The organism is Bradyrhizobium sp. STM 3843 (genome assembly GCF_000239815.1).
In the GTDB taxonomy this organism is placed as follows: domain Bacteria; phylum Pseudomonadota; class Alphaproteobacteria; order Rhizobiales; family Xanthobacteraceae; genus Bradyrhizobium.
Genome location: NZ_CAFK01000282.1, coordinates 1 through 13,111 on the forward strand (window position 1 = coordinate 1; position 13,111 = coordinate 13,111).

Sequence of the window (13,111 nt, forward strand, 5' to 3'; positions counted from 1 at the left end):
CGGATATTGGCCCGTGCCCACCTCCTCCGAAGCTCTGTTGACCTGGTATGAGACCTTCCTTAGCGGTTTTGGCAGCCTGCCGTTGCAAGACATCGACCTGGTCGCGCTTGTCATCTTCGTCCATTGCGCAAGCATTCTATTGCGGGGCGTGCTCACATGGATCGGGCGACCGCTTGCACCAGCGCTGCGGATCCGTATGGCCATTGCAACGATGGCGCTGGCCTGGCTGTCCTATTACGTCAACCGCCCTCAAACGCTGAATCTCTGGACGATCCTCTATCTGTATACCCCGCTCGTGGTAACCGCATTCGATCCAAGGCGCCTTGCATACGTATGGCGCAGTTGGGTTCCAAGACCCACGATCGCGCTTCTCCCGCCTGTGCTGGTCCTCGCGATGGCGGTCAATCATCAGCAAGTCACGAACAATCTCAAAAGTCTGATGTCGCGATCGGGCAGCGGCAATGGCGTCGAGGTTTCTGGCGTTTCGCTACAGAAGGCCGCCGGCGAACGCATCCTCGCCCGGGCTGACTTCATTCGAAACCTCCCGGATCCGAAGCGAACCGTCATCTTCTCGGCGAATTCCTTTCTTTTGCCGCTGCTGACCGGTCTTTACCCGCCGCTTCCCGCCCGGGATCTGTTCTGGGAAACGGTCAGGGAGAGCGATCTGCGGCAGCTTCTTGACCGGCTATTCGAGCTCGCTCCATCAACGATCCTGTTCGATGCCGAGGAAAGCCCGGTCGACCTTCCCTATGGTGGCCGCGATCGCGAAGCTTTCTATGAAAGGATTAAAGCCACCATCGCGAATCGATATGTCAGGGGCGAGACATCCGCCGGATGGGATGTGTGGCGGGTGAAAGAGGCATCGAATACTGGTAACTCGTCTCCCACCCACTGATCTGGGATCTAAAGCCAGTCCAACACCGCCGGCTCCCATACGGAGGTCACGTCACGAATAGCGCATCACGCCATCATCGACCTTGCCAAAGCGCAGGGAGACGATATCGAGCGCGTAGTTCTGATAGAGCCGCCACGGCCGCTTGGAGCCCTGCTTCGGCAGCTGGGCGATCGAGCGCTGCACATAGCCGGAGGTGAAGTTCAGCGACGGCTGCGGCGCGACAGTCGGGTCGTCATTGTGCGGGCGGCACTGCTTGTAGCCATGCCGGTCCATGTAGTTGAGGAGACGGCAGACATAATCGCAGGTCAGGTCGCATTTCAGCGTCCAGGACGCGTTGGTGTAGCCGAGCGCCGCAGCGAGATTGGGCACGTCAGAATACATCATGCCCTTGTAGTTTAGAGTATTGGCGAAATCGACCTTGCGGCCGTCGACCACCACCTCGGTGCCGCCGAGCACCTGCAGGACAAGGCCGGTCGCGGTGACGATGATGTCGGCCTCGAGCTCGCTGCCATCCTTGAGCCGGATGCCCTTCTCAGTGAAGGTATCGATCTCGGCCGTCGCCACGGAGGCCCGCTTCTCCCTGATCGCCCTGAACAGATCACCGTCCGGCACCAGGCACAGCCGCTGGTCCCACGGATTGTAGCGCGGCGTGAAATGGGTGGCGACGTCGTAGCCGGGGCCGAGCGCGGCGCGCACGCCGCGCAGGATCAGGTCCTTCACTGCCAGCGGCTTGCGCCGGCTGAGCTGGAAGAAATACATCGAGAACAGCACATTGCGCCAGCGGATCAGCTGATAGGCCAGGCTCGCCGGCAGATGCCGTCTCAGCCTGTTGGCGAGCGCATCCTGCGCCGGGCGCGACACCACGTAAGTCGGCGAACGCTGCAGCATGGTGACGTGGGCGGCGGTTTTCGCCATTGACGGCACCAGGGTTACAGCCGTGGCACCCGAGCCGATCACGATCACGCGCTTGCCGGCGTAGTCGAGATCCTGCGGCCATTGCTGGGGATGCACCAGGCGGCCCTTGAAGTCCGCCGCCCCCTTGAACTCCGGCAGATAGCCCGCCTCGTATTTGTAATAGCCGGCGCACATGAACAGAAAATTGCAGGTGAAGCGCACGGTTCCGGTGGTGCCGTCCCCTGCCCTGCGCTCCGCCTCCACGGTCCAGCACGCCTCGGCCGACGACCACTCCGCACGCCGGACGCGGTGGTTGAAACGGATCTTCTGGTCGATGCCGTTCTCAATCGCAGTCTGGCGGACATAGTTCAGGATCTGCGGCCCGTCGGCGATCGCTTTCGGCTCGGTCCACGGCTTGAAGGAATAGCCGAGCGTGAACATGTCGCTGTCGGAGCGAACGCCGGGATAGCGAAACAGGTCCCAGGTGCCGCCGATCGCCTCGCGTCCTTCCAGGATCGCAAAGCGCTTGGCCGGGCATTTGTGCGTGAGATGATAGGCGGCACCGATGCCGGACAGGCCGGCGCCGACGATCAGCACGTCGAAGTGCTCTGCGGGCATGGCGTTTCCCTGAAATTTCACGCGGTTTTGCCTTGTTGGACCCGAGACTGGCAAGACGCATCTGCGCTGTCAAATCCCCGCCAGACGTCGTTCGCATTCGGTCAACCCTCATGGTCTAAGACTGGCAGGGCCGACAGCCTGCATGCGACAGGAGCCGAGATCGTGACGAATGAGGCTGAAAGGCCCCGCGAGGCGCGCGAAGAGCGCCTGCAACAGCTGGTCCAGGCGCAACGCCTGGCGGCGGGATTGACGGTCGCCGCGGTCGTGCTGGCGCTGGTGGCGCCGTTCGGCCCGCAACCCAATGACCGGTTGCTCGCCCTTTTGGTCGCGCTGCCCTTGCTGGCGCTGTTGTTCGTGATCGCATGGCGCGACCGGTTCCGGATCGGCCTTGGCGCCGGCTCCGCACAGGCCAATCTCGCTGCGCCTTGCGCGGCGGCGGCCTGCGCGCTGTTCGCCCGCACCTGGCTCGACCTCAATCTGGTGAGCTGGCTGCCACTGATCGCCTTTGCGCTCTCGGTCGGGTTGATCTTTCTCGTCGCCGCCGCACGGTTCGAATCCAATCTGCGCCGGCGCTGGTGGCGCCTCATCGCCGCCGCCGTCATCACCGCCGCCTACGCCTTCGGCGTGCTCGGCCAGTTCAACCAGCGCCTCGATGGTTCGCCGCAATCGATGTTGCGCAGCCGGATCGTCGAGAAGCATCTCGGCCACAGCCGGATCGCGACCTATCATCTGGCGCTGGCGCCCTGGGGCCCCTTCGACACGGTCACCGATGCCACCGTGCTACAGGATCTCTATGAGCGGCTCGAGGTCGGCGATCCCGTCTGCGTGCGGCTGCGCGACGGTGCATTCGGCATCGCCTGGTTCACGGTCGCTGCGTGCCGATGAGGGCAGTCCGAACGAATCAAATCAATGACATGTCTCTGCGATCTCGCGGCGGGATCTGCCCGAGTTGCGCTGAACCTCTCACCCTCGAAGAATGTAAGGGCATAGGGAGGGCTGGGTGTCGATGGCGCCCGCCGCATCCAACCACTTTGCGACCGTGATCAGTTACCATCATTGCGATGATTTCATCGCGCGCATTCGCAGGCCCGAGAGGAAGCTCAGTGACGAAGTCGTTCCGAGCTGTTGCGCTGATGCACTGCTTTGCCCAAATACGACAAAGCCAGCCGGCTCACAGCCAGCCTTCTGCACTCACGCTATCAACTCTCTCCAATGCGTTTGCGTGCGCCTCCCGGCGGGGACGCTTCAAACGATCGCGACCTAGGACCCGCTATCTGTCGACGCTGGGGACGGTTCGGGCTTGGCGGCAATCTTTTCCTTCAGCTCGTTGCAGGTCTGTCGGACTTCCGCCGTCACCACCGAACAGCTCTCAATCTGAAGGAAAAGGCGCTTTGCCTCGTCGCGATAACGCTTTGCGGTCTCCTTCAACTCGTCGGTCACGGAGAGCGCGTCACGGGTCATTGCCTCGCATTGCTTGACGCGATCGATCAACTCCGCTCCCATCGCCTCGATATCTTTCGCCGCAGCTTCGTATTCGCGAACGACGGCGATCGCCGACAGCCTGCCGATCTCCGTGACCCCGTCCTGATGCTCGACATACTCAGGCATCGAAATTGCCGGCGCACGAATACTCGGAGGCGCGAAGGGATCGTGCTCCTGGCCCGGCGGCCTGCTTCGAACCTCGGCCTCGATCTGCCGCTCCAGATCAGTCAAAACGCGTTCTATTGATCGCACCATTACTCGCACTCCCTTGATTAAACACGCGGGGACCTGCCCAACGACCAATCCTCAGTTGCAATGACGGCCTGCGCAACATAAGCCAATTGTTAAGCTTGTTTACTAACCTTTACACCCGAGCCGCAGGTTAATTCCGGAACCGGGCCTTGTAGTTCTTAGGATCAGTCGAGCAAAGCGACACCATCATTAGTTACGCCGTTCGCCAAATCTCCGCGCTTTCCGAAATACCGCCCGTGTTGGCAAACGCGCGATCATATAACAAATTACACAATTAAATCAAGCACATGAGCGCGTCCTATCCTAGACCCTACGCCGTCGACCATCCCCATCAGCACGCGTTGGAGGGCCATGCGCTGGATGCGCGGCCCGGCGCGGTGCTGCTGGCGCGGTCCCCATTCTATCCCGGCGGTGGGGGTCAGCTTGCCGATCGCGGTACCCTGACGTGGAATGGCATCGTCCGCGACGTCGTTGGCTTCGAGCACAGCCTGGACGGACTATGGCACCTGATCGCGGGCGATATGGCGCCCGCGGGGCTCATTCACCTGCAGATCGCGACATCGTTCCGACAGCTGATGTGCGAGCAGCACACGGTCGCTCATCTGGTCAACAGCGCCGTGTACAGGCTGTTCGACGGCGCCCTGCTGACCGGGGTCCGCATGACCGACGGGACCGAATTCAGCGTCGACTTCGATCTGACGAAACTGTCACCGGAGCAATTGCGAGCCGTGGAAGACGCCGTCAATGCAGCGATTGCCGATGATCGGCCAGTGCGGGCCTTCGACATGAACTACGACGACGCCCAGGCGAAGGACGGCCTGTTTCGCGCCAAGTCGGTCGCTCCTCCCCGCCAACCGAACGGACTGATTCGTATCGTCGACATTGACGGCCTCGACCAGCAGGCGTGCGGCGGTACCCACCTCGCGTCAACCGGTCAGGCGCGACGAATCCGCATCCTCAAGGTCGACAACAAGGGTCGCCAGAATCGCCGCTTCCGGATCGGACTAACAGACTGAATCCTTTAGCGCCGCTGATGTGACCGTCAGCAGAGCCATCCTGCATGCGTGGAACCGTGCGTTGCAGTTGCGCAACAGTTCCAGGAAAAGCTCACAAATCTGCAGCTTGCGTTATTGCGCGGGCGTGTTCTGATCCGAACAATCGTCGTCACCTGCTCGGGCTGCCCGCGTAGTTCGAGTCGAGCCTTCGGAGGCTGGGACCATGAACGCACGATCTGCAGCGGTTGCGTTATCGTGTTGCCTGTCAGTCATGCTCGTGAGTCAACTTTTTCCGTTGCCGAGCTTGATGAGCCTGATGGAAGCCGGCAAGAGGCCTGAGGCGCGGATCGCCGACCGCAGCAAATCGGCACTCGATCGTGTGGCCAAGTTTGCCCCGGCGCTGCAGGCGAACACGACGCCGCAGGCGAGCGAAGCCCAACTCGTCAAGCCGCTGCAGGCCATTGATACAGCGCAGGCTGTCACCGCGCCAGAAACTGCGCAGCCGCCAGCAGATGTCGAGCAAGCCGGCCAGGCGACGACGGCCATCGATCCGCAGCCCTCGATAATACCGCCGCAATCGGTCGACGCGGCGACCGCGACTGCACCGTCGGAGATCGTGAGGGCGGAGATCAGCGAGACGGCGCCAGCTGCCGTAACGCCCCCGCACATCATGGACCCCACCGCCCGCCCTATCGACACACCGCCCGTGGCAGCACCGGCCGCAGCGTCTGCAGAGGCCGATGCAGCCGCTGCCGAGAAGCCGCAGCCGTCCGAGAGGCCTGCGGGATCGTTCCAGATCGCCGCGGCCGATCCGGGCGAGATGTTGCCCGCCGATACGCCGCGGGCAGACGTCAACACCGCAAGTCCGCCAGATCGTGAGCCGAGCGAGACCACCGCGAGCGTGAACGCATTCGAAGTCGTCGACGAGTGCTTCGTCGTCGATGTCTGCGTCGATCGCTATTTGTGGGCGCTCTATCAGCGCGCGCCGAAGGAGGATTCGATCAAGGAGGAGGAGCGCCGCAAAGTCACAATCAAGCGCAGGGGCCGGATGGTGACCGTCACCAGAAGCTTCACCAGGCTGGTCGACGAGGACTTTGCCTGGAAGGACCCCAAGGCGGCGGACAAGGCCGGCCTGACGCTGGCGGACTACGTGATCGGCGGGATGGACCGCGGCTTCAAGCTGAAACTGTTTCACATCCTGCACGCGGCGGAGGACGCGGGACTCTCGCCCGGCATTACCAGCGCCTTCCGCGACGACTACCGCCAGTCGATCGCAAGCGGCCTCAAGGCCGCCAACAACAGATCCTATCATGGCGGCAGTTTTCGCGGCGGCTATGGTCACGGCCTCGCAGCCGATGTCGTGAGCGTCAAGGGCGCGACCCGGGTCCAGCGCTGGGCATCGACCGAGCAGCTGTGGAAATGGATCGATGCGCATGGAAAGGACTTCGGTATCGGCCGCCCCTATCTCGATCGCGATCCGCCACATGTCGGTCCGATCGACGGCCAGGAATATGCCTCGCGTCGCGGGCCGGCCGTGCTGCAGGCGATGGCCGAGGTGAGGCGGCGAAAGCACGTGGCGGCGCGACGCGACCATAGCGCGGGCAAGCACGCGAGATCGGAGAAGCCAAGCAAGATCCGCTCGGCGCGCGCTGCGCGGTCGCGCGCGACTTAGAGCAGGTAATTGCCTCGTTGACAGGGGGCGGTCCGGAAAGACCGAAATGACCGAATTACCGCCATCACCCAGCCTGGGACCGCCCCACAGCTATTTTCATGCTGTTTGGCACGCGGCGAGGGAGGACGAACCGGTCGAGTGGTATGACGAGCTCGATGTCGAGGGCTACTCGATCCGGTGCGTCCGGAAGTATCGCGATGGCCGCCTCGAAGCGCACAGCTATCAGAGCGAAAATTGGCGCGACGTAATGCCTGAAGGTCCGTTTCCGCCAACCGAAGACATTGACCGTAATCCAGAGTTCTCCGCGCGGGATATTTCGAAAACCGAGTTCGAGATCCCATGGAGTCAGGCAAATCGATCAAGCACAGAGCCGCAATCCAGCGGGGGATGAGCGTCAGCGCGCCGGCGCTGCTTCCGCCGCAGCCTGCTCCCGGACGGCAGCCTCGAACTGATTGGCGGACGCAGCAAAGGTCAATCCGCTCTCTTCGATGCCCATCGAGAGAACAGCGACAACCGTCGGCGTGCCGTCGATGTCGGCCAGAATCGGAGAGCCCGAGTAGCCGAAATTCGCCAGGCACTGAACGGGCATCAGTCGCTTCTCTGCACTCCAATCGGCGCGGCAGTTGCGCAGCATGGTCGGCGAATAACGCCGCTCCTGGCCATAGCCGATTCCGGAGATCGCCCCGGCAAGCGCTGCAGTGAGCAATTCCTTGCGATTGAGCGCCTTCACGGCAACGGGGCGTGCCGGCAAGGCCTCCTTCAGAATAATCAAGGCCCAATCGTCTGGCGACTGGGTAATCGATGGCGGTTGCTTGCGTGGCGTCGGAACAAATTCCCTGGCCACGATCAGCCGCGCCGCGACTGAGGAGGCTGCCGGCGTACCCTTGTCTAGGCCGGCCAGGAAATGGACGAGGCCCGGGTTGACCGGTTCGGTGCCTCTGAAAAGACAGTGCGCCGCGGTCAGCACCAGCTTGGGGGCGACCAGCGTACCGGTACAGGATGCACCCATAACTGCGACAACACCAATCGCAGAAAACGGCCAGCTCGAGGGATCGGCAACCTCGCCGAGATGTCGGTCCAGTCCAAGCAGCTCCTCGGCGCGCGGATTGGCGATGCTGGCAAGTGACGATTCCGGCTTCGCCGTCCAGTGCGCGACGATGTCCTGCGCCTGCGCGCGCTGCGCGTCGCTCAATGGCAGTCGCGGAACTGCACGGCTCGCAGACAAGATGCCATGCTGTCCCGCCATGATCATATAGGCACAGCCCTGCACGAGATCCTTCGGCACGCTATGGCCCTTCAGCATCATGAGACCCAGCATGTATTGCGCCGGCACAAACCCTTGCGCTGCGGATCGCCCCAACCAGCGCGCGGCCTCCGCACCGTCGGGTCGCACGCCCTCGCCGTTTACGTAAGCCAGACCGAGATAGTGCTGGGCGACCGCAAGCCCCTGCTCCGCGGCCTTGCGGTACCAATCGATAGCCTTGGCGGGATCGCGCTGAACGCCCCAGCCGAACGCCTGCATGAAGCCCAGGTCGAACTGGGCGCGCGCATCGCCCTTCTCAGCCAGCGGAGACAGCCGCTTCAGCGCAGTCGCGTAGTCGCCACCATGCGCCGCAGCCACAGCGTCGTCGAGCTCAGCGGCCCGCGCCGGACCGACCAACCCAAGAAGAAGAATGAGGAGAACGAGAGCCCTGCTGGTCATGCACATCCACTGCAAGCCGAGTACGCCATGATGGATGCGCCAGACGACATGATCAAGACGGCGACCGCGTGGCCGCCGCAAGACACTTTCCAAGACACCTTCGGATTCGCGTGGCAGAGACGCCGATGGCTGGGACAGGCCCCGGCCATCCCGAAGCGCATCAGGGTCTCGCGAGCTTCCGGGTTCAGCGCTGTCGGCGCAAACAGCTTCGCTGTTTGTCGCCCGCGCTGCCCCGGAATGACGAGCCAGCGGTCAGTACCGATAATGATCCGACTTGAACGGACCTTCCTGCTTGACGCCGATGTAGGAGGCCTGGTCGGGGCGCAGCTTGGTGAGCTTCACGCCGATCTTGGCGAGATGCAGCATGGCCACCTTCTCGTCCAGCGACTTCGGCAGCACATAGACTTCCTTCTTGTACTTGCCGTCCTTGTTGTTGGCGTAGAGTTCGATCTGCGCCAGGGTCTGGTTGGTGAAGGACGCCGACATCACGAAGGACGGATGGCCCATCGCATTGCCGAGGTTCACGAGGCGGCCTTCGGACAGCAGGATCATGCGCTTGCCATCGGGGAAGGTGATCTCGTCGACCTGCGGCTTGATGTTGGTCCACTTCAGGTTCTTCAGCGAGGCGACCTGGATCTCGTTGTCGAAGTGGCCGATGTTGCAGACGACGGCGCGATCCTTCATCGCGCGCATGTGTTCGATGGTGATGATGTCCTTGTTGCCGGTCGCGGTCACGAAGATGTCGGCGCGCGGTGCGGCGTCCTCCATCGTCACGACCTCGTAGCCCTCCATTGCCGCCTGCAGCGCGCAAATCGGATCGACCTCCGAGACCATGACGCGGCAGCCGGCCTGGCGCAGCGAGGCGGCCGAGCCCTTGCCGACATCGCCGAAGCCGGCGACCATCGCGATCTTGCCCGACATCATCACATCGGTGCCGCGGCGGATGCCGTCGACCAGCGACTCGCGGCAGCCATAGAGGTTGTCGAACTTCGACTTAGTGACGCTGTCATTGACGTTGATGGCGGGCCACAACAACGTGCCGGCTTTCTGCATGTCGTAGAGACGATGCACGCCCGTGGTGGTCTCCTCCGAGACGCCCTGGATCGACTTGGCGATGGTAGCGAAGTAGCCCTTCGGCTTCTCCTTCAGCTGCTTCTTGAGCAGCGCGAAGAAGACCTCCTCTTCTTCGGAAGCCGGCTTGTCCAGGAAGGCCGCATCGCCGTTCTCGGCCCGGAGACCGAGATGGACGTACATGGTGGCGTCGCCGCCATCATCGAGGATCATGTTGGGATGGCCGCCGCCATGCCAGTCGAACAGCTTGGCGGTGTAATCCCAATAGTCGACCAGCGTCTCGCCCTTGACTGCGAACACCGGAATGCCGGCGGCCGCGATCGCGGCGGCGGCGTGGTCCTGGGTCGAATAGATGTTGCAGGAGACCCAGCGGATGTCGGCGCCGAGCGCCTTCAGCGTCTCGATCAGCACGGCGGTCTGGATGGTCATGTGCAGCGAGCCGGCGATGCGCGCGCCCTTCAGCGGCTGCTTCGGGCCGTATTCCTCCCGCGTCGCCATCAGGCCGGGCATCTCGGTCTCGGCGAGCGAGATTTCCTTGCGGCCGAAGTCGGCGAGCGAAATGTCCTTGACGATGTAGTCGGTGAAGGCGGTCATGGTGGGTTCCTGATCGGATGAATTCGAGCTGGTCGTGACGAAACGAAACTGGACGCGTCTGGGCGCAGCCTAGCTCCCTCTCCCCGTTCTTACGGGGAGAGGGTTGGGGTGAGGGGCAGACGCACGGACGGTGCGGGTGGTGATGTACCCCTCACTCGGATTGCATCTGCAATGCAATCCGACCTCTCCCCGCATCCGCCTTCGCTCTACGAGCTACGGCGGACAAGCGCGGGGCGAGGTGAAGAGAGATCAAACCGCGCGCTTGAACGGCTCGACGAGGTCGGTCTTCTCCCAGGAGAAGCCGCCTTCGTTGTCCGGCGTGCGGCCGAAATGGCCGTAGGACGAGGTACGCGCGTAGATCGGGCGGTTGAGGTCGAGATGGCTGCGGATGCCGCGCGGGGTGAGATCCATGACCTCGGCCGCTGCCTTCTCGAGCTGGTCCTCGGGCACCTTACCGGTGCCGTGGGTGTCGATGTAGATCGACAGCGGACGCGCCACGCCGATCGCGTAAGCGAGCTGCAGCGTGCAGCGGTCGGCGAGACCGGCAGCGACGATGTTCTTGGCGACGTAACGCGCGGCATAGGCGGCGGAGCGGTCGACCTTGGTCGGATCCTTGCCCGAGAAGGCGCCACCGCCATGCGGGGCCGCGCCGCCATAGGTGTCGACGATGATCTTGCGGCCGGTGAGGCCAGCGTCGCCGTCGGGACCGCCGATGAAGAACTTCCCGGTCGGATTGATGTGCCAGATGGTCTTCGGGGTGATCCAGCCTTCCGGCAGCGCCTTGCGCACATAAGGCTCAACGCGCTCGCGCACTTGCGCCGAGGTCATGTCCTCGACCAGATGCTGGTGCGAGACGACGATCTCGCGGACGCCGACCGGCTTGCCGTTCTCATACTGCACGGTGACCTGGCTCTTGGAGTCCGGCCCAAGCACCTTCTCGACACCCGAGTGACGGGCCTCGGAGATCAGGCGCAGGATCTTGTGGGCGTAGAAGATCGGCGCCGGCATCAGGTCCGGCGTCTCGTTGGTCGCGTAACCGAACATGATGCCCTGGTCGCCCGCGCCCTCTTCCTTCCTCTCGCCGGGCTGCAGCGCGTCGACGCCTTGCGCGATATCGGCCGACTGCGGGTGCAGCAGGATCTCGATATCGCAGGTCTTCCAGTGAAAGCCTTCCTGCTCGTAGCCGATGTCCTTGATCGCCTCCCGCACCACGTGCTCGATGTGCTCATTGGTAACCGAGGACGGACCGCGGGTTTCACCGGCGATCACGACCTTGTTGGTGGTGGCGAGCGTTTCGCAGGCGGCGCGGATCGCCCAGGGGTCGATGCCGGCCTTGGGCCCTTCGCGGTAGAACAGGTCGACGATCTCGTCGGAAATCCGGTCGCAGACCTTGTCCGGATGGCCCTCGGACACCGACTCCGAGGTGAACAGATATGACGCGCGCATCAAGCAACCCCTTCTTCGCCGCCCACGGCGGTCATTGATATTGATCCCGAACCGTCAGTCGCGACGCCGCGAGATGACGTAGGACTCGTCGTAGAACCACAACCCGTTGTGCTTTCGCAGCACCTCTCTGGCGGCATCGAGCGCACGCGCGCTGTTGGCGATCTCCGTCAGGCGGTCTTCCTCGATCTGGGCGACATACACCGCCGCGTTCCAGGCTGCAAAGGCCGTCGAGGTTCCGATGGTTCCGGTGACCTCGTTGGGCAGAGCTTCCATCTCATACCTGAAAATCGAGCGATTGTCCGCATAGGCGTTAAAATTTAAGTCCCGCCCACTGGATCCCAGCTCGTATTTCACCGCCCGCAGCAGCTCGTGGCGGCTGACCGAGAAAGGATTTTCTCCCGGCCACACCGCCTGAATGATTTCCAGGCCCGGATCCTGGCCGTGGGAGTGGATTCCGATCAGCCGGCCGCCCGGCTTCAAGGCGCGCGCGAGCGGCGCAATGATCCGTTTGGCGCGGAAATTCACCGACGACCGGGCGCGATAAGGTTGCGAGGCGATCACCAGGTCGAAATTGGCCTCGACCCGGCCGGCGCGCGGGATGATCCCATCGAGCAGAAAGCGGTGGTCCTCGCGGTAGAGCACCAGGGCCACCGGCCGCTCATAGATCGGCATGCCGGTGCGCGGCGACACCGAGGCACGCCAGTTCTGCTCCAGGAACGGCTTGAGCCCTGCGATCTGCGCCTCGAACTCGCCAGACGAAGCGCCCTGCAGCACCAGCTCGTGCCAGATCATGCTGGCGGCCAGCGACGGCGATTTCGGCGTCAGCCACGGCGCCTCGGCGTAATTCATGTTGGTGAACACGAACACGCTGGCCGGATGCTCGAACAGGCGGTCCGGCACCTTCTCGAGCGTCAGCCGAACGTCCTCCAGGCTCAGCTCCTTGCCGGCGACATAGAACGGGATGTGCGGAAAGCGGCCATGCATGGTCCGCAGCACTTTCGACAGCACCGTGCCGTCACCGACGCCGGCGTCGAACACCCGGAACGCCGGCGGCCGCGGGTGGATGCTGGCCAGTTCGAGCCCGACGCGCTCGGCGACCACCCGCTTCTCGCTGCAGGTATGGACGAACAGCAGGTACTTCTGGCGATTCTCGAAGAAGCGGAAATTGCTGCGGGGGTCGCGCTTTTCGGCCACCACCTCGAGCCGCGGCGGCGGCATCGTGCCGGTCGAGGCCGCGATATAGGCCTGGATGCGGTCCAGCGTGTCGATGGTGATGCGCTTGCCCTCGCGCAGCCGGTGCACCAGCTTACCGTCGTTTACGGCGCGCCGACCGAAGGTCGACTCCGCCATGTCGGCCTGACGGCAGAACTCCGAAATCTGGGCCAGGAGCTGGTCGTTCTTCATCGCGCCGATCGGTTGGGAAATGTCGGTGGGCAGAGATTATTTTCCAAAAGGTCCTAGCACCTTCTGCCCACTGATGGGAAGGCCCT

At 63.2% G+C, this 13,111-nt stretch carries 11 protein-coding genes; 5 read left to right on the plus strand and 6 right to left on the minus strand.

The genetic code is table 11. From position 1 onward, the window contains the following. Positions 1-895 (plus strand): hypothetical protein (locus BRAS3843_RS28155; RefSeq protein ID WP_035983051.1); only part of this gene is annotated, 895 nt, incomplete at its 5' end. Positions 896-946: 51 nt separating this feature from the next. Here BRAS3843_RS28155 and BRAS3843_RS28160 read toward each other — a convergent pair. Further along, on the minus strand, positions 947-2,407 hold the full coding sequence (locus BRAS3843_RS28160; RefSeq protein ID WP_008972528.1) for an NAD(P)/FAD-dependent oxidoreductase: 1,461 nt from the start codon (positions 2,405-2,407) through the stop codon (positions 947-949). A 162-nt stretch (positions 2,408-2,569) separates the two neighbouring features. On the opposite strand from BRAS3843_RS28160, the gene BRAS3843_RS28165 reads away from it, so the two are divergent. Beyond that, complete coding sequence (locus BRAS3843_RS28165; RefSeq protein ID WP_008972529.1) at positions 2,570-3,292, plus strand: hypothetical protein; 723 nt, start codon at positions 2,570-2,572, stop codon at positions 3,290-3,292. A 375-nt stretch (positions 3,293-3,667) separates the two neighbouring features. On the opposite strand, the gene BRAS3843_RS39050 is transcribed toward BRAS3843_RS28165, so the two are convergent. Continuing rightward, positions 3,668-4,192 carry a hypothetical protein gene (locus tag BRAS3843_RS39050; protein ID WP_139024992.1) on the minus strand — a complete coding sequence of 175 codons (525 nt, stop codon included), beginning with the start codon at positions 4,190-4,192 and terminating at the stop codon, positions 3,668-3,670. A 236-nt stretch (positions 4,193-4,428) separates the two neighbouring features. Between BRAS3843_RS39050 and BRAS3843_RS28175 the strand changes: the two genes are divergently transcribed. The 3 genes from BRAS3843_RS28175 to BRAS3843_RS40995 all read left to right on the plus strand — a co-directional run bounded on the left by BRAS3843_RS28175 (position 4,429) and on the right by BRAS3843_RS40995 (position 7,199). Next, positions 4,429-5,157, plus strand: coding sequence for an alanyl-tRNA editing protein (locus BRAS3843_RS28175; protein WP_008972531.1), 729 nt, complete (start codon positions 4,429-4,431; stop codon positions 5,155-5,157). Between the two features lie 649 nt (positions 5,158-5,806). Next, a complete protein-coding gene (locus BRAS3843_RS28180) occupies positions 5,807-6,808 on the plus strand; it encodes a hypothetical protein (protein WP_244425491.1) in 1,002 nt (333 codons plus the stop codon). Positions 6,809-6,854: 46 nt separating this feature from the next. Next, positions 6,855-7,199 (plus strand): hypothetical protein, encoded by a 345-nt coding sequence (locus BRAS3843_RS40995; RefSeq protein WP_008972533.1) that lies wholly within the window; start codon positions 6,855-6,857, stop codon positions 7,197-7,199. Positions 7,200-7,202: 3 nt separating this feature from the next. On the opposite strand, the gene BRAS3843_RS28185 is transcribed toward BRAS3843_RS40995, so the two are convergent. The 4 genes from BRAS3843_RS28185 to BRAS3843_RS28200 all read right to left on the minus strand — a co-directional run bounded on the left by BRAS3843_RS28185 (position 7,203) and on the right by BRAS3843_RS28200 (position 13,025). Beyond that, positions 7,203-8,510 carry a trypsin-like serine protease gene (locus tag BRAS3843_RS28185; protein WP_008972534.1) on the minus strand — a complete coding sequence of 436 codons (1,308 nt, stop codon included), beginning with the start codon at positions 8,508-8,510 and terminating at the stop codon, positions 7,203-7,205. A 252-nt stretch (positions 8,511-8,762) separates the two neighbouring features. Further along, on the minus strand, positions 8,763-10,175 hold the full coding sequence (gene ahcY / locus BRAS3843_RS28190) for an adenosylhomocysteinase (RefSeq protein WP_008972535.1): 1,413 nt from the start codon (positions 10,173-10,175) through the stop codon (positions 8,763-8,765). Between the two features lie 249 nt (positions 10,176-10,424). Then, positions 10,425-11,621: a methionine adenosyltransferase gene (gene metK, locus BRAS3843_RS28195; RefSeq protein WP_008972536.1), complete on the minus strand. Its 1,197-nt coding sequence runs from the start codon at positions 11,619-11,621 to the stop codon at positions 10,425-10,427. A gap of 54 nt (positions 11,622-11,675) precedes the next feature. Continuing rightward, positions 11,676-13,025 carry a hypothetical protein gene (locus BRAS3843_RS28200; protein ID WP_008972537.1) on the minus strand — a complete coding sequence of 450 codons (1,350 nt, stop codon included), beginning with the start codon at positions 13,023-13,025 and terminating at the stop codon, positions 11,676-11,678. Positions 13,026-13,111: the final 86 nt, after the last annotated feature.